Here is a 23,453-nt window from a genome sequence, read left to right on the forward strand (position 1 = left end):
AGAATGGGAGCGTTAATAACCCTGTTTTTGTTTCCAGATTTGGTATTCTTTTTTCATGCAAACAGCGCACGGTCGGTATCCTGCGGCGATAGCAGTTGCTTCATCAGAAAAGAATACTCTTTCATGAACATAGTGTCCTTTAGCTATATGCCGAAGCGCTGACGGACAATCTAATCTGCCATAAATTTTTAGTTTTCTGTGTCCGCCAAGCGTACCTTTTTGTTCGGAAAAGTATTCTTTCCCGTCAGCACCAATCAATTTATACTTTTTTTCGTTATTCATGACTTATTCTCACCATAGGGGACCCGTCACATAAATCTATGAAATAGTTGTCGCCATTATCGGCTAATTTGAATTTCATCTCATCATCAAGCGGTATTTCCAAACCACTCTCATCCATGGATTTTATTCCTAAAGGGCAAATATCCAATCTCAAATGAGCTTTTACTCCCCAATAGGATATTTCTCTTAATATGTAGATATGCTGATTGTAAACCTTAACTTTCACAGCAAACTCGCCGTTTGAATAGTGAACAAACTGCTTTTTCGTCACATCCCAAACAAATACGATTCCACCTTGTCCACTCGCTACGGTAATGCAACAGCTTACAAGGTTGTCAAATACTTCCGCATCAACATACTCGATGTATTCAAGCTCATCATCAGAAACACCCCTCCAAATGCTCTTGATCATATCAATAGTAATGCTTTGAACGATGCCGTTTGCATGAATGTTTAGTATATTTTCACCTGAGTCATATAATTCAACACTTATTTCAGACATACGATAACCTCCTCACGTTTGATACTATCTCATAATACCATTACCGGTGGGTTAAAAACGGTGCATATCTACAAAGATTCTTGTTTCACTGTTTAGGAACAAGCTATGTTATCTGTAAATCATATTCTCTTCTCCATAGCTCCATAAGAATATGTCCAAATCTTTCATAGAAACATTGATTTGATTTTTTGTTCTTAAGTATTTTCTGAACTTCTCATATATTTCATAATAAGAAAAGTAATCATTCAACTGCTCATCTGTTATTCCATTTTCCAAATTCATATATTCTTTGATTTCTATGTTATCGTTAACTAAATGATATAAGACTCCCTTTGTGTAACTATCAACGATCGGATATACGTCTGGTTTATGCCATGCACAATACTTAGTAGAGAAAGAGTATAGATTATTCGCGTGTTCTTTATTGCCGTTTCTTGTTTTGATTCTAAATTGCAGGAATGAATTATCGCCAATTTCAGGGAGATCATCAATTTGATGATATGCGAATTTTTTTACCAAATCAAAATTTGGTTTTTCGTCCTTTTGAGAGTTGATTAGTTCATCAAAATGGAGACTGCAAATATATCTGGCTACTGCAACCAAGTTAATATTATCAATAGTCGTTCGATAAAAAGCATTGAGAAGAGTCACTTTTACGAGCACGGTATTAAGATCATCATTTTTCCTTAATCGTTCGTCAGTTTGGAAATAATACTTTAATACTTCTTCTGAAACCTTGTTATCAGTTGGCAAGCCCCGTTCAACCAGTTTTTTCTCATACGGGCGTTCATATGGTTCGGACTCACCTTCTTTCTTCAGTTTTTTATATTCTGTAGGAGATTGATAAAACTTAGTCACATATCCATCACTTTCATTTATCCTTCTCAGCTTACTAACTATATCATCCAACACAACTTTCTTTTTACTCAAGCCAACGTCCTCCTTGTTGAATTTTCCTACATACAAATTATATACCGCTCTCATTCCAAACACAATAGTTAATTGTATTAATGTCAATCTAGATTATCACAGTTTACTGAGGAATAAAACTCCTCTCCGGTTTCCAAGCATATTACGGCGAGGCGCCCACCCGGAATGTGGCAGCCGCAGTCGATCGCAATGTTATTTAAATGTCTGTAGACACTGCCCGGTTTTGGGTTCCCCTTAATCAACTGCGTCGGAGTATGTCCGGTGATAACAGTAACATCTTCAAAGTATCGGGTATTATAATCATTTCTGTCCCAAACCAGATTTTGCAATGAATAATCCTCGATATCCTTTTCGGAATCATAATCTCCTAACCCTGCGTGGACGAGCAGATACTTTTGTCCGTTGACAGTCAGTTCTTCATACACGGAAAAATCCATTATATCAATGCTGTTTTCGACGAGCAGAAATGGTCTCAAAACTGCACGCCGATGGTTCAAATCCTTCTCCCGCAACCACCAAAGGACAATGCCATTGATACAATTCGATGGTGTTGACCTTTGACTTTTTATACCATTTTCAGGCTTTTGCCTAATTCTCAAATGAATACTTGAACGAAAAATCGCTCTGCTTACCGGTATTTTATGCTTTCCGGCAGGCAGAGCGAACACTTTATTTTTCGATTTTTCTCAACCGGTCGGTGAGTAGTTCACCCGGTCGATGAGTGGCTCAAACGGTCGATGAGTTGGTTCAACCCATCGGCTTTCCAATATTCTGATTTGTCGGCATACTTGCCAGATGGCGCTGGATGGCGGTGGCGTCGTTGATGGTCACCTTGCCGTCCTCGTCGGTGTCAGCAACCATTTCGCCGAACGAATCGGTCGAAAGATCAGCAAGATGGCGCTGTATGCATGTCACGTCGACGATCGTGACCTTTTCGTCAAGGTCGGTATCACCGAGAATAACAGGTACAAACGTGAGGTCCTCCTTCTTATTAGCAAAGGTCTCAGCGTAGGTACCCTTATAACCGAGTATGCGCCGCTTACTCCACGGACCATATTCATCAAATGCATCGTCGGCGATCTTTGTCACACTGGGAGGGATGACAACATCATACGGTCTTGTATTTAGAAAAACACCACTGCCAATCTCGGTAATGCCATCCCGGATCACGACTTTCTGAACACCTAGATATCCATAAGGCTTCAGTGTAAGGGCACCTTTACCGGAATAGGTCAGAGTTTTTCCTTCCATTTTCCAGCTTATCTGTTCACCGGCAACGCGAAAGATCTTCTTGTTCAGTTCGCCGGTTTCGGCGTTGATGGTATAGAAGCATACGGCACCGCCAACGGCACCGCCAACAGAGGCGCAATAAATCATCTTTGAGTCATTCAGTATCGGCTTGCACTGAGACGCGGACGCAGAGGCGGTAAACTCTTTGGATACCTTATTACCGTTCGAATCGACAAACAGATAATGAAGCTTTCCTCCTGAGAAAGGATCGTTAGGGTTTGACGGGTCATAGGATACTCTCTCTACTCTCGCTTCGATGCGTTCAACTTCCTCCCACATAACCATGAAACGATTATCGTTGACCTTTGCCAAACTGAGATTGAAAAAAGCGTTGAATTTTTCCTTGTAATCGGTTAGCCAGATGAGTTTGGTATCAGCTTCGGTGAAGCTATCCTTTGGTGTTACTGTGAGATAGATGTTATAGATGTTATTATCCGATCTGTCCGCTTCGTCGTACATCGACTGATCTATAGAGTAGCCTACACCAAGCACGGAATGATCCGAAACAGCGACATCGTCCGCATAAGCAAATGTCGGAATCGCCCAACCGCTGGTTCGCTGACCCCCGTAATGAAGCACCGGAATTTTTTTATAACTCCCGGCAGTTTCAGGCTGCAACCGGGATAATTTCGTTGCACGGCTGCCCTCGCTGAGCTCGTATAAATACAACCACTTTTCATCACTGTCGATGAATTGCGTAAAGGAATGGTTTAAATCAGCTTCCACTATTTTTGTTTCCATTGTCTTTTCATTCAGAGAGATTAGCATCATGCCCTGGTGTCCCCGACCGTACATCTCATCGATATAACCCTCTCTGCTGGTAAACACATAGAGAATACCGTTTTGCTCAGTCATATTCACACAGCCTGCATCAAAGGGACGTCTGATCTTATAACTTTCCGCTTCTGAATAGATACTTCCGCTTCCGACCCTTTTCCAGTTTTTGTCGTATTTAATGATACGAACAACTTCTGTACCGTTCTTGCAGTCCGAATTACGTTGCCCTTCGACCAGATAATAAGCTTCTTTTGCGGCATAGAAGCCACCCCACATAGGCAGTTCAGGCTCAATAGACTTTTTCGAAAGGATATTCAACTTCTCGTCATAATATTCGATATATACTGTTTTATCTACATAAACACGCATATACCCACCCTCACATACTGAAAGGTACGAATTGACGATTTTTTCATAAGACAAGTCGTTTATTGTCCCTGGCATCAGTTCAGAGCCACTCTCGGCTTTTGCCGAAAGGTTTGCTGAGATCATCGTTCCTATGATCACAGCAACACACATCATTACAGATATTACTCGCTTACATACAGTCATAACAATTTCCTCCGTAATCTTTTCATTGAAATAGCTGTTACGGTTATCGGTAGACTCAAACCGCACAAAACAGCTACGATACACCTCACCGACAATAAAAAATATGCGCAACCCAAAAACGAGCTACGCACAAAAACCTCATAGCTCATTGCTAGGTCCAGGGAATCTATGTTATAATAATTATATCACATTGTAATCTATCACGCAATCCAAAATATCTGACGGTTATTTATGCGATTTGCACATACAACTTTAAATCGTAGTATAACCCAAGCGCACAAAAGCTCCACCACAAAAGCGATGGAGCTTCTTGTTATGATGTAGGTTTTCCAATAGAGAAAGTCGTCAGGAACAGAGGACAACTAATTGAATCGAATAAAACCGAGTTGTTCGCTTTTGAAATCCCTTGTTCGCTTTTCAAAATCCGTGTTCGTTTTTGCCTTTTCCGACTACTCACCGACCGTGTATCATTTTCATTGTCTTTTGCCACATCGGTACTATGACAATGATACAAGTTGTCATAGTACCTTTTAATTTTTCTATCCCGTACAATAGGTTCCGCGGTCTGTAACACGGGCTGTGTATTGCTCATTGGTCTCCCGGTTCACTATTCTGAAATAGTAATTGACCGTCGCACTGCCGTCATCGGTAGTTTTGAGGATCTCCAAAGGTATGCTGAAGATATTGGTGTAATAGAAATCAAAGACTTTCGGGGTATCATTGGTTCCCGACGTTGTCTGGAATAAGTACGAACGCGTAGATAACAACGGTTCATAAAAATCCGGCATAACGCAGGGCGATGAGCTGTCAGCTTTTCGACCGATTTCTGTTATAGGTCAGCGTATTCCAATAGTTCTCGACGGTGATCTCGTCGCCGATGCTCAGATTTGGAATGTAGTCAAAGAAGATTCTGCCAATGTAACCCGAATGTCCTGACAGCACACAGTTGGTGCTATTGCCGCCTACGGGCAGCGATGTACAGGTCATGTGCGCGGCGCCCGATGCCATATTGAAGTCATTGCCGCCGAGATAGATGGGAAGCTCCATGCCTATTGACGGAGCGGAAATATATCCGTAAACGCCGTTTGTTATTCCGTAGCTGCTGAGATTCAAAGCGGGAGATTGGTAGGACTGTTCATTTGTAAGCAGTTCGTGTTGGTGTTTTTTCAGATTCTCGTTGTACGCTATACTATCGGAAAAGAGGCGGTCAAAATCAATCTTCGGGACGTTGTCTGAGCTATTTCCGCTTTCAGGGTTGAGTCCTTTTTCTTCCACCTGCCGAACGCGAAGGCTTTCGGCTTCAGGGTTCTCTCTTTGGGTGCTCTCCTCGGACGATTCTTTCTTTTCCGTTGGTTCATCATAAGTCGACTTGCTTTTCAAAGCCTTGAAATCCTCGACGGTGGTATGGGCTATCTGATCACCGACACGGTTGGATATTCTCGGGACGATCAGCATTACCAAGCCTGCAGCCAAAAGAAATACTGCAATCGCCGTGAATAGTTTTCGTTTCATGTTTTTGGTTCGTCTGTGAACTGTATTGCTCCCAACCCGTATTTTCGGATTGCCATCGCGTTACAGATGAGCGCGAAGGTCTTTGCGTTGATCAGCTTATTGTCGGCAAGATCGTTAATGGTGATGTGCCTGGTACCGAGATACAAATCCTTCGCCGCACAGTAGAGGGGATAGGAATACTCGGAGCAGTTCTTTGGTCGCAGCTTGCCGAAGCTGATGCCGTGGTTCTCGACATATCGCCGTGCCTGATTCCATAGTCGGAAATCTGCTGTCAGCAAATACAGCGCCGCGACCAACGCAAAGTTCTTTCTGTCATACTGTCCGATCCGGTCGAGTGCTGCGTTAAAACTCAGTCTGTGCTGTTCGTTCAAGAATGTCATGGGGATGACCTCGCTTTCCTTTATATATTTTCTCAGCCTGCGGTTGAAGCCGCTGTGTTTGATTTCTGACATCGTTTCCTTCATGACCTCTTTGAGTGAGGCGACGCCGACGGCGATTCGTTCCTCTAAGCAGACGCATCGTGGAACCTTGCAGCCTCTCAGTTTGCCGCCATAGTGTTCGCATAATCGGCAGTCACACATCTTTGCTGTGTACTCAAATTTCCCTGTCACTACGATTCCCGACCCTCTCGGATAAAAGTTTGGTACACCCTTCATCATCCATTCGATGCTGCGGTCGTACCGGTTTTCTGTAAAATACATTGATTATCATCTCCTTTAGTTTTTTTAGAAATAAAAAAAGAGCCAACCGCTTATTTCTAAACGATTGGCTCTGAAAAAGAAAAACGCAGACATTTTACTTATCTGTCTGCGTAATGTGTGTGGGTTATTCAGTTGTATTACGGAAGTTCAGTTCCTGCCAGAATGGGAAAACGGTGGTTTTACATCCATATTTCGTGACAAAAAAATCCACGCCCTTTAGACGTGAAAAACCCCGATAGAATCGGGGTTTTTCGGGGATATATCTTTTTTGCATATCCTTTATGTCAAGGATAGGTAAAAAAGATGAATTTTCTGAAAACCGCTGTGGGGTATTGAACCCTCGTAAAAATCAACTTGCTCACTCATATAGAAAGCCAGTGACTAAGGCAGTGATCAAGATGATTTAGATGAACCAAATTCATCTCTGTAATGTTATTATATCCAATATATTTGAATTTGTCAACAAAGGATAATACTATTTCAGAGCGCATTCTCCGTTATAAAAATCACGAGGATTCAGTTCGAGCGCCTCGAATACTCTACACGCCAAACGAAAAGACGCTCGCGTGATGTCACGGGTTCCGCTTTCAAATTGCTGATAGCTTTGGAGAGGAATAGCGGCACGATCGGCAACTTCCTGTTGTGTGAGATCAAGAGAGATTCGTTGCTGCTTTAGAATACTATGAGAACATATCACAACTTTGTAAAAATCGCTCTGACTGATCATTCGTTTGCCTGTCCGTTCTTTGTGTCTTTGATTTTTTCTGCATATGTAAGATCAAACACCACTGCTTTTTGTCCACTGCTGATTTTGCCAACCTTACCTAAAACACGATACGAACAATTGAATTCCCAATTCAGTTTTTTAGAAATCAGTTGACATAACGGAAAACTGCTTATTTCCAAACTATTACTTCCGCTATACACATCATCAGGTACACTGTGGGATTTAAGATCTCTCATGTGATAGGGAGTAATTGCCAAATGTTTGATATCTTTGTCAACTAAAAAGCAGATGCGTTTTGGAGAATCAATCGCACGGAGCGTGTCTGTGAATACATGAATTCGATAGGCTTTCAAATAGAAAGAAATATAGCTGTTACTCATTTTTTCGGCTCCTTGCTTTACTGCTTTGTTTCCACGATTCAGCCTTATTGAAATCGAAAAGGATCATCACCTTGTTTTTTGCGGTTACAACTCTGCCGATAGTCCTATATACAAATTCAGGATCAAGACTCCATGTTTTATATAAGTGAGATGTAAAGCGTTTGCATTCCATTTTTCTCGGAACTGGGTCTTTAATCCCTTTTACCCAGTGAATATTATCCTTGTCCTTAATTGTGACGGGCACAATCAGCAAGCATTTTGAGTTCGGATTGATTTCTACGCGTATTCTTTCGCAGCCGTTTAGCAATGTCAAAGAAGCCTTGCTGAATGAAATGCTGCTGTGCCAAAGAGTAACAGTAGGATTGCTTGTTCTTGTATAATTTGTAAACAAATCTCCGCTGACCACTTGAAACCCCTCAAGATTGATTTCCTGTATTTCGTCTGATAAATCTGTCATTCAAATAATCTCCCTATGCCTTGTCTGTGGTAATATATCCTTCGGCAAGGTCTATTTTATAGGATTCCTCATGGTTTTCGACCGGAACCCCAAAGTAATCCCGCCAGTCCTCCGGCAAATATGAATGTTTTCGCTTGCCTCCGAGAATAAACAGCTCAAAATCGGTAAGCTTGAATAAAAACAGCATTTCACCGTTGTAAATGGCGGGCTTTCCCAGCATCTTGTAGCGGTACTGAGTATCCCAACCCATTAGATCGAATACTTTTCGTGCGAATATTCTGCACAACAAATCTCTGTTGCCGAGTTCTTTGTTACCGCCTCCCCGCGCCCACCGCAGCGAATCAGGCGCATCTTCTTTGCAAGGGCGTATGATCAGTCTTTTCTGTTCGGGATGAATTAAAATCTGAATATGGGTAACACCCGGGAACTTTCGCAAGCAAGCCATGTTGAACTTAATACGGTTTTCCCATATCGTGACCGCCGGCTCGCGGGTGTGCGAGAACAGTTCAGCTTTTGTTACCTGAAATCCGGCGAGATCGGTTATTTCCTCTGTATCATCCTCACTTTCCTGAATGGAATTTGCGTTAGTTATAATATTTTCTAAAATGCTGTCCATTATCCTGTAACTCAACTCCTGTTCATGAGGTTTTCCAGATTTCTTTGTAATTCTTCCTCGTTTGATCCTGCGTATTGTTCAATACCTGGCGCGGGAACACATGAGGCGTAGGTTTGCCATTCTGTAGTAAGCGCGAGATAGTAAAACTTATTTTCGATAATGTGGTCATAAAAATCTTCACCAAAATCATCAGCCCACTCATCAGGGCAAACCTCAACTCTTTTCCGGGACTGTTCTTCTTCGGTCATAATCAGAATCGCGGGAATCGCTTTTGTCAGGTTAAAAACAATAATTTGCTCATCTCCACGCTGCGCCCAAAGCCCTCTGATTTTATAAACATAATCCGGATTCCATTCCATAATACTGAATAACGCTGCCCCAAAATGTTGACAGTTCAGCGTCTTGGAATAAATCTTTTTCTCTGGATCAGGACGCCATGTGATACTGTGCGTATCATCCTCGCGGCAAGGACGTATCGCAATTTTTCGCTCTGTCGGATGAAGCAGAAGCTGGATATTTCCAACATTCGCAAACTTTCTCATGCAAAACAGATTAAAGGAAATATTCCGGTTTGAAATTGAAACAGCAGGACCTTCATACCGTACTTGAGTAAATTGATTACGAACCACCTGGTATCCTTCCAAATCAAATGCGCTGACGGTTCTCTTGTATATTTTTCTGTATTTTATCTTTTGGGATACGCTGTTTGATATATCATAGTAGATGTTAGGATCATCGTTCACCCAATGATGATTGATAGGAACATAACCCCTGAATATACCGTCATTCACGACGCTGAAAACCGGTAAAATACCACGCATGTGCTGTTTACGTTTTTCCAGCAACACTTGAACTGATTCAAACTTTTCCCTTGAAATAATTGCCGGATGATGATTTTTGTAGAGATACTGATCTCTATCCTGATTGTTCTTCTTATGCTTATGATTAAACAAATCCGAAGTAAAGGTTTTCCATGTCAGTACATCTCCGCAGTATCTTTCATTGGATAGAATATAGTTTATCGAACCCATTCGCCATTCTGTTGATCCTGTCTTTGTACGGCAACCTGCTTCGGTTAGAAAATCAGCGATTCTTTCTTTTGACCATCCTATAAGATACGCGTCAAAAATAAAATTCACGATAAGTGCTTCCGATTTGTTGATCTCCAACGGTGCGTATTTTATGTATCTGCCTGCTCTTTCGATATACCAATCATCTTCAGCACGCATAATCAGACGTTGAAGATATCTAAGTTGATCGTCCCATTCTATCAGTACTCCTCGAATGTATTCAGCTATCAATCCATCTCGTGCTTGTTGCCAAGAAGCAGATAATCTATTTGCATAATTCTGTTGCGATGCTCTGTGTTTATTTATTGACATTTTTCTACCTTTTCCTTTCTCTTTTCTGATTATCATTCTAGTCTTAGCGTTGAATTATAGCATTCATAGGCATCCCCTCTCTTTCTTTGATGCTAGTTAATAAATGCTTCTTCGATTTTCGGAAAACAAAATACCTTTCGTATGTAATTCTTGTTTTCTGCAACTGATTATACAAAAAAAAGCCTACAGCGCGGAAAACAAAAAATCCACCTGTAGGCTTTGAAAGTTTATAATATCACTATTCTATTTTGTTAGTTTCCTCCCTTCTTCCCTGTAGTTTCAAGAGCATTAAATACACTTTCCATTGTTGTTCTGAAAGACTTTAACATATTTTTAGCGTATTCACTACCATTCTGTTCTGCTTGTTGCATAAACGCGTAGCCCTTCATCAGATTTACTTCACCAATATATTCTCCGGTTAAGTAGCAATACCCTAGTATTTCTTGAGCTCCACGATAATTTTGTTCAGCTGCTTTTTCTAACAATTCTAACCCCTTATTAACATCTTGAGGAAGGTATTTGCCCTCAAGATAATACATACCAAGTACAAATTGAGCACTGTAATATCCTTGGTTCGCTGATATATTAAGTAACCGCAAACCTTCTTCGATATTCTTCTCGGTTCCGATCCCTTCAATGTAATATTCACCTAATAATGATTGAGTTTCATAATTCTCAACTTTAGCGGCCTTTTTCATCCATTCAAAAGCTAACTGTTCATCCTTTTTAACGCATATTCCATCACGATACATAATACTCAGGTGCTCCTGAGCACGCCATTCATCTTGTCCTGCTGCCTCAATGAACAAATCGAACGCCGCTTTTTCATTCTTTTCAACCCCGTCACCCATTGAATACAAACAGCCTAATGCAGTCATAGCGCCAGCGTTTCCTTGATCAGCAGCAAGTTGATATAATTCAGCGGTTTTTTTATGATTCGCCTCAGTTCCAATACCTAAATAATAACAATCTGCTAATAACGCCAGACCATAAGAATCTTTTTGTTTTGCTGACTCTTCAGCCCAATGAAACGCCAATTTTGCGTTATCATCATTAAAGAGATCTTTTCGATATTCGATGCTTTATCTGAGCAATAATATTTGCGACAAGCTCCTTGCTTTCGCTGCGAAGTGAGTCACGATGAGCGGTTTGTTCTTTATATTTCGTCACTAAATCGTTGGCAAATATCTCTCTGCCGAGAGAGGAACGCAGATTTTCTACTCCTTTTTTTGTGAGATATCCGACTGATTTGTCGGTTGAATAGACAATCATATGGATATGAGGATGGTAGCTTTCGTTGTGAAACGCAGCAAACCACCGGAGCTTTTGTCTCGGTATATGAAACTGTGCCGCGAATTCATCTGCATGAGCGCGCAGCATATCGCGCCATCGTTCTCCCGAATCATACTCCAAACGCTCTGCGTCTTCGCGTCTGAGAGAGATGATCGCCGTCCAAACATTGCCCTCGTGACGGTTCAGTTCATGGGAAACCTTCCTAAGATTCACAGGAGTACCGTCGTCGGTGAATAGTCCGTGAGCGCCAAATCGCTGTGCTCTAGGTCGGGTCGCTATGTAGTCTGCGTAGGTTTTTTCGTCGAGAATACTTCCGGCTGCGTCCTCCAACGCTCTTGATATCAGCTCGGAAGCGTTGCCGACAGTCGGCTTGGCTGTGTAATCCTCGTACTCTAACAGCGAAAAAATAAAGCTCGTCCTTTCCGACTTTAATTCCGCTTTTGGTGAAGGTCTTTATGCCGATGAGCTGCTGTATTGAGCGTCCTTTCTTCTTTTTCAGTTTCATTTCTTTTGCCACCTTGGTCACCTCCATTCAAAGTGCTGCTGGGTTGAAATAAAGAATTTGACGGCATATCTCAGATAATCGATGATTGTTGTATCATCAAGTCTGATGCTGAGAAAACCGTAGAGCAAGGTCGCCGCCGCGGGAAGGAAAATGTGCGTCTGCACCAAAATCACAACTGAAAGCAAAGCGGCAATGCCCATGATTAAAAAATCACGCAGACTCCACAGCCAAAGATTAGCCTTGGCGCGCAAATTCTGCGGATAGATGTATGTTGTCATTTTATTCCTCCGATTTCTATTTTACCGAACGTGCCACAGAGCGTGTCAGGTTAACGGCAGTTGTGGTCGCATGAACTACGCTCATCATATTGACCTTGACCGAGCTGTCCAATCCGAACTGCTGGGCAATCCTCGGTACCTCGTTTGCCGACAGCAGAATTCCCATGCCGAGAAGCATATTATCGGGGAATGTCAGCAACCCAAGGTATAGAATAGTTGTCTGCATGAACGCTGTCAGACATATTGCCGCCACTTGCTTCATCCACTGCACAAAGCCGTCTGTGTATCCTCTCGGAACCGAAAACATATACAGAGAACCGACCGCCATCTGAATCAAAAGAATGCCGCCGCGCTTGATGTTCTGGAAGAATATTTTGATAACGCAGTATGCAAAGGCTATCAGGCACAAAATATTAAACAGATTGTATGAAGTCTGATTTGATACCTTAAAGCAGCCTTCCAGAACAGACGTACTTTCGCCTGCAAGGTCAACTGTTTTGCCGCTTACCATCAATCCGGTGAGACCGTGTGCAAATGTGTTTTGCAGCGCAATACAGAATTTGTATAATTCTATCGGGACGATTCCAATCAGCGAGCAGGCAAAGAAGCCCTTGATGACATTGATAGAGGCCGTCTTGATATTCGCTCTGCCGCTTTGGTATTCTACCGCTACGTCAAAAACGGCAACGACGGTTCCTGCGGCAAACAGCGCCCAGCCAAAATATGTGAACAAAGTTACGGTCGCCTGCACCCAGCTCAGGTCGAACATTTCGGCGCCCATTTTTCCCATTTCAGTAAAGAAATCAGCTACAGCGTTATAGATGATCTCATAAAACCATTTGAGAATCGCATCGAACACAGCGTTTGCGATTTCTGTGCCAAGAAAACTCACCATGCTGCCGATAGAGTTGGATATAGCTTCAACGATTCTGCTTATCCAATCGAACATTTATATTGTCACTTCCTCTCAAACAGACGCGGCCGCCAATTATGGCGACCGCTCTGTTTTGATCATAAAAATACCGCCTATGTATTACTACACAGACGGTTTGTTATTGGTATCAATTGTTGCTTGTCTTAATTCGGCTCCGCGGATAAAACCCATCTTGAAGGCATGAAGCTCATGCAGATTAATAAGGTCTTCAAACACCTCTCGGTACTGTCCGATGATTCTCTGAGCTTCATCATCCAGACCCTCGGACAGCTTCGCGGTTTGCGAGAGCTTGGATAATAATTCTTTATATTTTGAATCGCCTGCGATATCCACGGCTATTTCTTCCGCGGGATTGATTTCTCCGTTGTAAAACTCCTTGAAAAAGTCCATATTGCCGCCTCCTTTCAGCCAACAACAATACTACAGCTTTACCTTAATGTCCAGCTATATTTTACGGTGTTTTCATGTTTTTTTCAAGAGTGGAAATCCGGGCATTCAGCTCGTCGTATTTACGCTGCGCCCTTTCTTTCATGCCGGCATAAGCCTTGCGCTCACACTCTTTGAATGATCTTATCTTATTCAGGATTTTTGCGTAAACGTAAAGCATCACGCAAATCCCAAGCATCAAAATTACACCGATGATGATACCTATGAAAACTGCACCTAATTCAGTCATTTGTTTCCTTTCTGCAGTAAAACAGCCGTCAGAAGCAACACACTCCCGACGGCTGATACCGCTATATGATTTTTGTTTCTAAGGTTTGGGGATCAATGACGATCACCGTTTTTTCTTGCTCCTGTGCATATCGAACCGTATTGCCTGTACCGCTTGGTTTGCCATTCCAAACTGCGATGATGATATCGCTTGAATCCACCATATACCGATTCCGCTTTTGCATACAATCCTTATCGTAGTGGTGTTGGAGCATGGTTTCCTTGTCGCATTGTTCTGCGATCCGATAGTATCTTTCGCGCTGTGACTCGCTCCACTTTACCGCCTGTGTTTCACACGGAAATGCACATTCCAATGTGATTTCAGGGTGCCTTGCCTTCAGTTCGAGAACAACTTCGGCACAGATTTGGTCGATTCCCAATGCCATGCCCGAGATAAAGTGTGTAACACCTTTTTCGGTTATCAGCTTGTTCAGCAGATTCCATATCAAAAACCTCATTCTAATACACTGTGGGTTTTGCTCATCATAGCCAAACGGAAGGGATTTCGGTCGGTGTCCTGTAAAACAGCAAGTAATTTTCGTATCCATACTTCTCATCCTTTTGTGTTTATTTGATACATTGTGTATCTCTTACACACAGTATATCACAAACGAATGTCAAAGTCTGTCGAAATTTGACCGCAAAATAAAAAAAGCTGCGTGTTTTTTCACGCAGCTCCATGTTATTCGCTTTTGGCCTGACGAATCATCAGTTCGACCATATCAAGAATCTTATTTCTTTCCTCAAGCGGAAGGTTGCCGATCTGCTCCGACAAAATACTGGCTCTTGAATCCGAAGAGCGGGTAATAACATCGCAAAAGATGGCATCAGCCGATGTGTCCAGACCGTTGATAATATCAATCAGCCTTTCAATTCTCGGAAATGTCGCGCCGCGTTCAACGGTCGAAAGATAATGCGCGGGTAATCCGAGTTTCTCAGCTAAATCCTCCTGAGTAATGCCTAATTCTTCTCTGCGTTGCTTTATTCGTCTGCCAATTCTTTTATCAATCATGCGCTTCAACTCTTTTCTTATACTCTATCTAATGAATAGTATAACGGTTTAAGGCACAATTCAACAGAGCATATTCCGCACATACTGTATGCTATAGATACAATATTATGTGAAAAACTTTTCAGATCTAAATGACTGTCCAGATATAAAGCGGCGCGGTGATCGTGAAAATCAGACAAGCAAAAAGTATTGCCGGTGCCGTAAACTCGAACTGCCCATGCTTTCTGTATTCAAAATAACTTGATCCCACCTTCACGAAGAAAAGAATGGCGAGAATCATATCCAGTACAGGAAAAACCACATTGTTTACAACACTTTCGATCTGAGATTTAGCATCGTTCCATGTGCTCTCAATTGCGCCTGAGATGTCACCGGCGGCGAATACAGTCAGGCATGAAACCGCAATCAAGATCAGCGTTACGAAAGCACAGGCTATCGCGCTAATTCTTTTCATTTTCATAATTTATCCCTCCTAATTTCTTCCGCAAATCATTATCGTTAATATAACGGATACGGATATTCATGGTTTTGCAGAACTGAATCTCAGCCTGCATTCCTTCGGTGATAACATCGCCAAAAACCCATAATTCGTCACAGAACCACAGCAGGCTCTGACCTGCCTTCATACCGATTTTTCTTTCATTTTCCTTCTTATCGTTCAGACAGAGGGCGTAAAAATGCGGCACAACAGGAGCTGTGCCGCATCTGAGCGCGTATTCGGTATATTTTCTGACTTTTCTCAGGTTTTCTCTGACGTTATCCTTGAGCGGTGCGCAGATGTAAACCTTCTTCAACATTATTCATCGTCACCGTCATCCTTCTTCCTTTTCAGGAAGAGAATCACACACGCGGCGATGCCGCCGAGAGCGAGAGCGCCGAGGCCGATAAAGAAGCCGCTCATGCTTGAGTCGCCTGTCTGGGGCGTATCGGGAGTTGCCTCTTTTACATTTGTCATTTCAGCCTTGATTACCTGACCATTCTCGGTAATTTCAAATTCGTGCGGAGTAGTGTCGATAATATAGCCTTCAGGTGCATCGAATTCCTCGTAGGTGTATTTACCCGCGCGGAGCTTGAACTTTGCAATACCGTTCTCGTCGGTGTAGCCCTCTGCGACGACCTTGCCGTCGGCGTCCTTGATACGGAAGCCGGCTTTGGGAAGAAGCTTGCCTGTGGCTACATCCGTCTTGGTGATTTCAAGCTCACCTGTGGTGGGCTTGTTGACAAAACCAACGCCCGCCTTGTTTTCGACGGTAACCTCGTCGCCGTCCTCAGTGATCTCAAAGTAGTAGTAATTGTCGTCCTTCTCGAAGCCGGCAGGAGCTTCTTTTTCGTAGAGGAAGAAGCCGCCGACGGGAAGGTTGGTGAAGTAATAATCGCCGATTTTCACGGGGACTTCCTTCATCTCGCCGACGAGCTTATCCACTTCGGGATCAAACTGCTTATCGCCGTCAACATCGGCGTAAATCTCAAAGACAGCTCCTGTGAGTTTGTTTTCGGGATATTCCTCGTCAACCTTTGTGGTATAAACGGTGCCGCGCTTAAGCTCATTGATAATTTCCTTTTCGCTCGTGATATCGAAGTGCTGCACGTCGGTATCGGGAGTATAGGTGAACTCAAAGGGATATTTTGTGCTGTCGATAATGTAGTGCTGGTCGGTGGAATACTCCTGAACATAGTATTTGCCGAAAGGAATCTCAGAGTTAAAGCGCACCTTGCCATTCTCATCACAGTTGATAATCTCGATCAGACCGTCCTTGGGAATAACATTGCCGTCCGCTGCGGCAATTTCTTCATCGGCAAAGAGTGCAAACGTGACATTTGCAATCTCGCCGTTGTCGCCGATGCCGAGAAGATCATACTTTTCGAGAACCTTCTGCAAGGTGATTTCCGCTTTCTGGCGGATGTTCTTGATCCTGAGATCGGTGTTGGTTACCTCGATATTCTGTCCGGCGTATTTGATTTCTACGGTATAGGTTTCGGGATTGGTAACGTAGCCAAAGGGACTCTTTGTTTCGGTGATCGTGTACTTGCCGAGATAAAGCTCCTTGGTTTTGGCTGTTCCGTTCTTGCCGGTGGTGACGGTATCAACAACATCGCCCTTTTTGAAGTGAACCGTTCCATCCGGCGTTGTAATATCCTCCGCGGCCGTAATGGTAAACTCTGCGTCGGCAAGTTCGATGTTCTTGTAAACAGGCTGGTACTTGATAACGGACTTTCTGTCGTCCGGCTCAGAGGGGTCGGTCGGCCTTGCGGGAGCTGTGGGAGCGGTCGGTTCAGCCGGAGCAGTTGGTGTGATAAGATTATCTGAAGGCGAAGAGGGAACATTGGGCGCTGTCGGAGCTTCGGGAGCCGTAGGTGCTTCGGGAGCCGTAGGCGCTTCGGGAATGGTTGTTTCCTCTGTCGCTTCTGTCGGCTCGGTTACTTCTTCTTCGTTGACGGACGCAAAAATATCGCCGGTCTTATAGATAGTGATAGTACCTTTTTCGGCCTTGTTGTATTTTACAAGCTCAATAACAGTTTTTGTACCGTCTACGGTAAAGCTGATCGGTGTCCCGTCGAGCACATATCCCGTTCCTGCCTGAACCTCAACAAGCTTGTAGCTGCCGAAGGCGAGCTTGATTGGGAGCTTGATAGTGCCTGAGTTATCGGTAAAGAATACGTCCTTTTTATCAATAGCGGCAAAGCTGCCGTCGGGCTTTTGAATCTTAAAGCCGAAGCCTGCGAGCGGAATGGTTTTCTTGCTTTCAGCATCCTTTTTCACGATGATGATTTCAGACTTTTTGAGCACGTTCTTGAAAGAAACCGTCGCAGTCTTGCCGTTTTCAACTGTAACTGTCTGCGGCTCCTGAGCAACATACTTATCGGAAGGAGTCTCCGTCACGGTGTATTTGCCGGGAATCAGACCTGTGAGCTGAATCTTGCCGTCTTTAGCGGTCTTTGCTGTCTTATTGAAGTTATTACCGGTTACAGTGAATTCGATATCCGCGACAACGCCGTCTTCGGAGGTCTTGATGATCTCAACGCCTCCTGTCCTCAGCTTGTTATTGAACTTCACGCTCGCGGTCTTGCCGTACTCAACAGTAACTGTCTGCGGCTCCTGAGCAACATACTTATCGGAGGGAGTCTCCGTCACGGTGTATTTGCCGGGAATCAGACCTGTGAGCTGAATCTTGCCGTCCTTATCGGTCTTTGCTGTCTTATTGAAGTTATTACCGGTTACAGTAAACTCAATATCCGCGACAATGCCGTCTTCGGAGGTCTTGATGATCTCAACGCCGCCTGTCCTCAGCTTGTTGTTGAACTTCACGCTTGCGGTCTTGCCGTACTCAACAGTAACTGCCTGCGGCTCCTGAGCAATATACTTATCGGAGGGAGTCTCCGTCACGGTGTATTTGCCGGGAATCAGACCTGTGAGCTGAATCTTGCCGTCCTTATCGGTCTTGGCTGTCTTAGTGAAGCTATTACCGGTTACAGTGAATTCTATATCCGCGACAACGCCGTCTTCGGAGGTCTTGATGATCTCAACGCCGCCTGTCCTCAGCTTGTTGTGAAACTCAACGCTTGAAGTTTTACCGTTTTCAACAGTTACTGTCTTGGGCGCCTGTTCAATATACCTATCTGATTTTGCTTCAGTAACCGTATAGGTACCGGGCAAAATATCGGGCAGGCTGATATTACCGTTTTTATCTGTTTTAACTGTTTTTGTGTAGTTCTTGCCGGTGATAGTAAACTCAATACCTGCTACGACTCCGTCATCAGACGTCTTGATAATATTCAGACCACCCTTGTCGAGAGTATTATGAAACTTTACTTCCGCGGTCTTTCCGTTTTCAACAGTCACTGTTTTCGGTGCCTGAGCAACATATTTGTCGGATTTTGCTTCAGTTACTGTGTATGTTCCGGGAGTGATACCCGCAATAAGGATTTCGCCCTTGTCGTTGGTTTTTGCCGTCTGCTTGAAGTTATCGCCTGTGATGGTAAATTCAATGCCGCCGACAATTCCGTCCTCGGATGTTTTCACAAGCTTAAGGTTGCCTGCATTTGTTACAAGTTTAATAACAGCCGGTACGGGGTCGGGCTTACCGACTCCGACAATGACATCCTGCAGATCGGAATCACCGTATGCAATCAACACTGAATTATCAGACACATGAGGAATTGACTTGTTGACTGACAGAGTTGCCGCTTCTGTGATTGGTGATTTCGTAGTAAGCGTAATCTTATCACCGGCAACATCCACATCAATATCTCCGCTTGACTTATAGTCGAAATCGGAAAGGACTCCGTTTTCATCCGTTAATGTTACGGAATACGCACCGTTGCTGAAATCCATTGTATATGTCGGGGCTTTGGATGTAAAAATGGATGCAAAGGAAGGAACCGTGTGATGGTTTTCCATAGCTCTGACAATGGAATTATAAACGTACTCCACGCCGGGGTTGTGATCGCCTGCGGTCAACGCGTCAATATACTTGGAATCTGTACGCTTGAATCCCGCGGATGTTTCACGGCAGCCTGTCGCCAGTTCCCAGATAATAAGCTGTGTAGCGATCCACTTCTGACCGCTCGTACCCTCAAGCTTATCTTCGCTGCCGGGCTTGCCGTAAAGCATGGCAATATTGATGGCCTTCTGCTTGTCGGTACTCATGTTATCCCACACATCGGAATAGTTCTCATAAAGCTCGTTGCCTGCGTGCAGACTGTAGCCGGGCTGAATGCAGTAGGCATCCTTGTCATCGGCATAAATCCGGCACAGCGCTTCGCCATAAGAACCGACGCATACATCGCCGTTATAGACGTCATCGTAGAAGGTGATGACATTATCTCCCATGTCGTAGCAATAATCAAAGGAGACGGTTACCGAATCGCCTGTTTTGGCACTCGCGGGGATAATGAAGATAGTCGACAGGAGCGTGATGGCCGCGAGAATAATCGCGCCGGCTCTTGTCAGCTTTGTTGTTGATAAACATTTGTTCATAAGCATTTCCTTTCATCGGTTATTTTGCGTGATGAATGTAGTATTCATCGCTGTTGTTATATTGACTTATAAATATCTCGCCGTATCCTACTCTGCCATTATCAAGCAGCTTGTTCGCGTATCCGATACAGCGAACGGTATAGTAGTAGGTCTCACCCGGATAAGGAACGGAATCATTGGTAATTACCGCGCGGTAGCACATAGGGTAATACCTCTTGCCGTCGTAATCGGTGCGCACCTCGGGAGTCTGCTCCCACTTTTCTATGGTAGAACCGATTCTTGTCCAGTTACCGTTTTTGCCCTTCTTCATGTAGATCTGAAAGCGGCCGCCATCGTTTATCACGTTCGGGTTACCCTCAAAAAAGACATATGCCTTGTTCCAGTTGACGGTTTTGACATACTCGACATTTGGCGTGGAGTAATACCAGCATTTCGTTCCAACGCCGCCTGCGTCATACCCTGAGATAAACCTCTTGCCGTCATTTGATACGCAGCGAACTGTGTAGATAGCGCCCTTGCAGGTTCTGGACAAATCGTGGTCATACCACTGATTATCGCTTGTATCACCAAGGTTTCGCCATGTGCCGTTGCCGTCTCTGTAGAAAACCCTGTAACGTGACGCGCCGATTACCCTGTTCCAACGGAACCCGATCGACTGTCCTCTCTGATGAATCGAAGTAACGTCGATATGGGGCGTTGCGCAGTCCCGGCCTGAGCTGACGCTGCTGTCAGACGTAACGGTTGCCGCCGATGCAGGTATGGCTGCCAGCGAGGAAAAGATTACAGAAACAAGCAGCACCACGCTGACAATAACTGTTGTGAAGTTATTTCTTTTCATTTCAATCATCCTTTCAAAAAAATAAGGCAGAGGTCGTCCTCTGCCGATTGATAAAGCTATTGTGTTATCTGAATCATATATATCATCATCACCTTTCCAAGTTATTCTTTTTACTGCGTCATTACGCCGCCCTGCTGTTGGGCAAGGTAATCGTTCATTTCGTCCTCGTCGTACATGAAATAGTCGTCGCCGCTGTTCCACATTGAAACGTACAGGTCGCCGTCCTCGGTTTCGATCGGGCGCTGTTCGAGCCCTTCGCCTAAGCCATCTGCAGCCTGTCCAATGCACCAGCTGCGCACAAGCTCCTTTTCTTCTGCCGTAAACGGCTCTCTGAGCCGGAACTCGACCTTGCCGTAGAGGGTGTTGTTTCGGTCAACGACATCCCATTGGCATGAAACCATTTTCTTCTGCGCGTTATCATCATCGTAGAAGTAATCCTTCATGTTCGTGCCGTCGAGATCCTGCTCTTTTTGAAGCAGCTCTCGAATCTCATATTCATAATAACGGAGATAGCGGTTGCCGACTTCGTATTGTTCGCCGTCGTCGTCATCCTCCATATTGCCGACAAGCGGAAAATAGAAGGTTTCGGTGTACTGCCCGACTTCATCAGTCATGCGCTCGATATCGCCGACAAGCTCCGCAGGTGTGTCATACTGGTCGTGAATGATATTCATCTCCAAATCGTCGCGGATATCCTCAACGGAATTCGCCACAAACTGCATGGTCTTGTTGACATCAAACAGAGTATAGTTTTCGTTAAATAGCAATGACAAATGCCTGCCGATATCACTTTCGCCGAACAGCTTCACGCTGATATCGCTCTTTTCTTCATCATCGATAATATGGATTTGGTCTGATAAACGCTCGATGCCGACAGATCGTATCTTCATCTCCAAATCAATGCGGTCGCGCGGCAGATCCACGACAAGCGTACCGGCCTTTGTTTGAACTATTGCTGTGAGTATCATTTGGTTTCACCTCCAAAAAAGAAAAGCCACAAGGTGTGATAACCCTATGGCTCAAAAAGTTGTTTGTAACTATTCAGAACAACAAAAATTGTATACCTGCACAAAAGAAATTTTGAAATATCGAATAGCAGGCATGCAGATGAAAGAATTACAAATTGGTCAAACGCTATGCTCTCCAGAGGCACTAAAAACGCCTCTTAATAATCAGGTTCGTCAAAATGTACAACCGTCAACAGGGCGCGGTATAGCCAAACTTCGTTAATTCTGGTATAATATCGGTAACGAAGGTGGTGGAGCAAATGCCGATTACACAAGAGTTTATTGAGTCGTTGATGAAGCAGAATCAAATGCAGTTAGAGCAAATTGAAAAGCTTAATCAAACCATAGACGAACTCAATGCGACAATCAAAGAATTGCGTGAGCAGCTTAACAAGAACTCAGGCAACAGCTCCAAACCGCCATCATCTGACGGTTTTAAGAAAGCTCCTAAGAGCCTGCGTGAAAAAAGCGGTAAGAAACGCGGCGGACAGAAAGGACATCAAGGAACCCATCTTGCTGTACTTTCCAAGCCCGACGAAATCAAGAGGTATATGCACACCGACTGTACTTCCTGCCCGTATCGGGATAAGTGCGCTTCAAAGGCTTGCGTTAAGGAGACGCGGAACGTCATTGACGCAGTAGTTGAGGTAAATATCACCGCTCACGAAAAACTCTGTGTCGAAGTGTGCCCTCTTTGCGGTGAATCCAAAACAGGAGCATTTCCCAAAGATGTAAAAGCAAATGTACAATACGGCAAGAATCTGCAAGCTCTGGTTGTCGCTTTCAATACCGTAGGTGCGGTCAGCGTTAACAGAATTCATGAAATATTAGGCGGCGTATTCAACATACCTCTTTCAACCGGTACGATTAAGAATATCGTAAGCCGTTGTGCAGAGAAAGTAAAGCCGGCACTTGAACTAATACGTCAAAAGCTTTCTGAAACTCCGTTGGTTCATTGCGATGAAACGGGAACCAACATAGACGGCAAGCTGCATTGGGTTCACAATGTTGCAAACGGAAGCTACACATATATGACTGTCAGCAAAAAGCGTGGTTACGAAGGCATAAAATCCGTTGGAATTCTTCCTGATTATCGCGGTATCATCGTCCACGATTGCTGGACTTCCTATTGGAAGTTTAACGATGTGACGCATTCTGTATGCTGCGCTCATCTTCTGAGAGAGCTGAACGGAATTGCAGAAAATCACCCGGAGCAAGCATGGGCGAGAAAATTCAAGGAACATCTTTTGCGTATGAAAAGAGCAAAAGACAAGGCGATCGCGGCAGGAAAAGATTATCTCAGCGTGTTTACAATTCAAAAATACAAACGCGAATACGACGTCATAATAAAAGAAGCATACGCGCAGAATCCTATTGCGGAACCTGTCAGAAAAAAACGCGGCAGAGTAAAACGCGGTAAAATTCTCGCGCTCATTGACAGGCTCAAAAAATACAAGGGAGCAGTCTGCCTGTTTTTAGAAAAGCTCGGTGTTCCGTTCGACAATAATCAAGCCGAGCGCGATATCCGCAACATCAAAACAAAGACCAAGGTTTGCGGCTGCTTCAGAAGCAGAACCGGCGCAGAAGAATACATGGGTTTAATGTCATTCATCAGTACCGCCCGCAAAAACGGGTTTGATTCTTATCACGCGGTTAAGATGGCTTTATCGGGTTTAACCAATCAGGTTTTTGAGTTGGGGTGCTGAGTAGTTACATAATTTGTAAAAAACAGCCGCTGTTTACGCCTTCTTTCTATGAAAAAAGAAAAAATTAGCATAGCACCAAA

27 protein-coding genes are annotated in these 23,453 nt (G+C 43.9%); 2 read left to right on the forward strand and 25 right to left on the reverse strand.

What is annotated here, in order from left to right:
• Positions 1-12: 12 nt before the first annotated feature.
• The 25 genes from AB1I49_RS09340 to AB1I49_RS09460 form a co-directional block, all read right to left on the reverse strand.
• On the reverse strand, positions 13-282 hold the full coding sequence (locus tag AB1I49_RS09340) for an Ada metal-binding domain-containing protein (RefSeq protein ID WP_407720810.1): 270 nt from the start codon (positions 280-282) through the stop codon (positions 13-15).
• Positions 275-784 (reverse strand): hypothetical protein, encoded by a 510-nt coding sequence (locus AB1I49_RS09345; RefSeq protein WP_407720811.1) that lies wholly within the window; start codon positions 782-784, stop codon positions 275-277. Before AB1I49_RS09345 ends, AB1I49_RS09340 begins: the two co-directional genes overlap by 8 nt.
• A 108-nt stretch (positions 785-892) precedes the next feature.
• A complete protein-coding gene (locus tag AB1I49_RS09350) occupies positions 893-1,714 on the reverse strand; it encodes an HI_0787 family protein (RefSeq protein WP_407720812.1) in 822 nt (273 codons plus the stop codon).
• Positions 1,715-1,797: 83 nt separating this feature from the next.
• Positions 1,798-2,190, reverse strand: coding sequence for a hypothetical protein (locus AB1I49_RS09355; protein WP_407720813.1), 393 nt, complete (start codon positions 2,188-2,190; stop codon positions 1,798-1,800).
• Between the two features lie 271 nt (positions 2,191-2,461).
• Positions 2,462-4,333 carry a dockerin type I domain-containing protein gene (locus tag AB1I49_RS09360; protein WP_407720814.1) on the reverse strand — a complete coding sequence of 624 codons (1,872 nt, stop codon included), beginning with the start codon at positions 4,331-4,333 and terminating at the stop codon, positions 2,462-2,464.
• A gap of 807 nt (positions 4,334-5,140) precedes the next feature.
• On the reverse strand, positions 5,141-5,845 hold the full coding sequence (locus AB1I49_RS09365; protein WP_407720815.1) for a sortase: 705 nt from the start codon (positions 5,843-5,845) through the stop codon (positions 5,141-5,143).
• A complete protein-coding gene (locus AB1I49_RS09370; RefSeq protein ID WP_407720816.1) occupies positions 5,842-6,546 on the reverse strand; it encodes a hypothetical protein in 705 nt (234 codons plus the stop codon). The genes AB1I49_RS09365 and AB1I49_RS09370 overlap by 4 nt, the downstream gene beginning before the upstream one ends.
• A gap of 475 nt (positions 6,547-7,021) precedes the next feature.
• A complete protein-coding gene (locus AB1I49_RS09375; protein WP_407720817.1) occupies positions 7,022-7,273 on the reverse strand; it encodes a helix-turn-helix domain-containing protein in 252 nt (83 codons plus the stop codon).
• Positions 7,270-7,653 (reverse strand): hypothetical protein, encoded by a 384-nt coding sequence (locus AB1I49_RS09380; RefSeq protein ID WP_407720818.1) that lies wholly within the window; start codon positions 7,651-7,653, stop codon positions 7,270-7,272. Before AB1I49_RS09380 ends, AB1I49_RS09375 begins: the two co-directional genes overlap by 4 nt.
• Entirely contained in the window at positions 7,646-8,110 is a 465-nt protein-coding gene (locus tag AB1I49_RS09385; protein WP_407720819.1) for a hypothetical protein, read from the reverse strand. Before AB1I49_RS09385 ends, AB1I49_RS09380 begins: the two co-directional genes overlap by 8 nt.
• Positions 8,111-8,123: 13 nt before the next feature.
• Entirely contained in the window at positions 8,124-8,726 is a 603-nt protein-coding gene (locus AB1I49_RS09390) for an integrase (RefSeq protein WP_407720820.1), read from the reverse strand.
• 11 nt (positions 8,727-8,737) lie between these two features.
• Positions 8,738-10,144 (reverse strand): recombinase family protein, encoded by a 1,407-nt coding sequence (locus AB1I49_RS09395; RefSeq protein ID WP_407720821.1) that lies wholly within the window; start codon positions 10,142-10,144, stop codon positions 8,738-8,740.
• Positions 10,145-10,359: 215 nt separating this feature from the next.
• Complete coding sequence (locus AB1I49_RS09400; protein ID WP_407720822.1) at positions 10,360-11,145, reverse strand: tetratricopeptide repeat protein; 786 nt, start codon at positions 11,143-11,145, stop codon at positions 10,360-10,362.
• A 16-nt stretch (positions 11,146-11,161) separates the two neighbouring features.
• Entirely contained in the window at positions 11,162-11,809 is a 648-nt protein-coding gene (mobP3, locus tag AB1I49_RS09405) for a MobP3 family relaxase (RefSeq protein WP_407721673.1), read from the reverse strand.
• Positions 11,810-11,923: 114 nt separating this feature from the next.
• Positions 11,924-12,184 carry a hypothetical protein gene (locus AB1I49_RS09410; protein WP_316610307.1) on the reverse strand — a complete coding sequence of 87 codons (261 nt, stop codon included), beginning with the start codon at positions 12,182-12,184 and terminating at the stop codon, positions 11,924-11,926.
• 16 nt (positions 12,185-12,200) lie between these two features.
• Positions 12,201-13,079: a conjugal transfer protein TrbL family protein gene (locus tag AB1I49_RS09415; protein WP_407721675.1), complete on the reverse strand. Its 879-nt coding sequence runs from the start codon at positions 13,077-13,079 to the stop codon at positions 12,201-12,203.
• A gap of 141 nt (positions 13,080-13,220) precedes the next feature.
• A complete protein-coding gene (locus AB1I49_RS09420) occupies positions 13,221-13,508 on the reverse strand; it encodes a DUF6809 family protein (protein WP_407720823.1) in 288 nt (95 codons plus the stop codon).
• Positions 13,509-13,569: 61 nt separating this feature from the next.
• The gene (locus tag AB1I49_RS09425; protein WP_316610301.1) at positions 13,570-13,794 is read right to left on the reverse strand and encodes a hypothetical protein; all 225 of its coding nucleotides are present in this window, start codon (positions 13,792-13,794) and stop codon (positions 13,570-13,572) included.
• A gap of 61 nt (positions 13,795-13,855) precedes the next feature.
• Entirely contained in the window at positions 13,856-14,380 is a 525-nt protein-coding gene (locus tag AB1I49_RS09430) for an SLOG family protein (RefSeq protein WP_407720824.1), read from the reverse strand.
• Between the two features lie 134 nt (positions 14,381-14,514).
• Entirely contained in the window at positions 14,515-14,844 is a 330-nt protein-coding gene (locus AB1I49_RS09435) for a helix-turn-helix domain-containing protein (protein WP_316610297.1), read from the reverse strand.
• A 127-nt stretch (positions 14,845-14,971) separates the two neighbouring features.
• A complete protein-coding gene (locus tag AB1I49_RS09440) occupies positions 14,972-15,304 on the reverse strand; it encodes a DUF3852 domain-containing protein (RefSeq protein ID WP_316610295.1) in 333 nt (110 codons plus the stop codon).
• Positions 15,285-15,641: a DUF7768 domain-containing protein gene (locus AB1I49_RS09445; RefSeq protein ID WP_407720826.1), complete on the reverse strand. Its 357-nt coding sequence runs from the start codon at positions 15,639-15,641 to the stop codon at positions 15,285-15,287. Before AB1I49_RS09445 ends, AB1I49_RS09440 begins: the two co-directional genes overlap by 20 nt.
• Positions 15,641-19,822 (reverse strand): SpaA isopeptide-forming pilin-related protein, encoded by a 4,182-nt coding sequence (locus tag AB1I49_RS09450; RefSeq protein ID WP_407720827.1) that lies wholly within the window; start codon positions 19,820-19,822, stop codon positions 15,641-15,643. The genes AB1I49_RS09445 and AB1I49_RS09450 overlap by 1 nt, the downstream gene beginning before the upstream one ends.
• A 19-nt stretch (positions 19,823-19,841) precedes the next feature.
• Entirely contained in the window at positions 19,842-20,660 is an 819-nt protein-coding gene (locus AB1I49_RS09455) for a hypothetical protein (protein ID WP_407720828.1), read from the reverse strand.
• Between the two features lie 110 nt (positions 20,661-20,770).
• A complete protein-coding gene (locus tag AB1I49_RS09460) occupies positions 20,771-21,628 on the reverse strand; it encodes a hypothetical protein (protein ID WP_407720829.1) in 858 nt (285 codons plus the stop codon).
• A gap of 46 nt (positions 21,629-21,674) precedes the next feature.
• Here AB1I49_RS09460 and AB1I49_RS09465 point away from each other — a divergent pair, with 46 nt between their 5' ends.
• Positions 21,675-21,890, forward strand: coding sequence for a hypothetical protein (locus tag AB1I49_RS09465; RefSeq protein ID WP_407720830.1), 216 nt, complete (start codon positions 21,675-21,677; stop codon positions 21,888-21,890).
• A 37-nt stretch (positions 21,891-21,927) separates the two neighbouring features.
• Positions 21,928-23,373: an IS66 family transposase gene (gene tnpC, locus AB1I49_RS09470; RefSeq protein WP_407720831.1), complete on the forward strand. Its 1,446-nt coding sequence runs from the start codon at positions 21,928-21,930 to the stop codon at positions 23,371-23,373.
• Positions 23,374-23,453: the final 80 nt, after the last annotated feature.

This window comes from Ruminococcus sp. NATIVEDY160 (assembly GCF_045819885.1).
In the GTDB taxonomy this organism is placed as follows: domain Bacteria; phylum Bacillota; class Clostridia; order Oscillospirales; family Acutalibacteraceae; genus Ruminococcoides.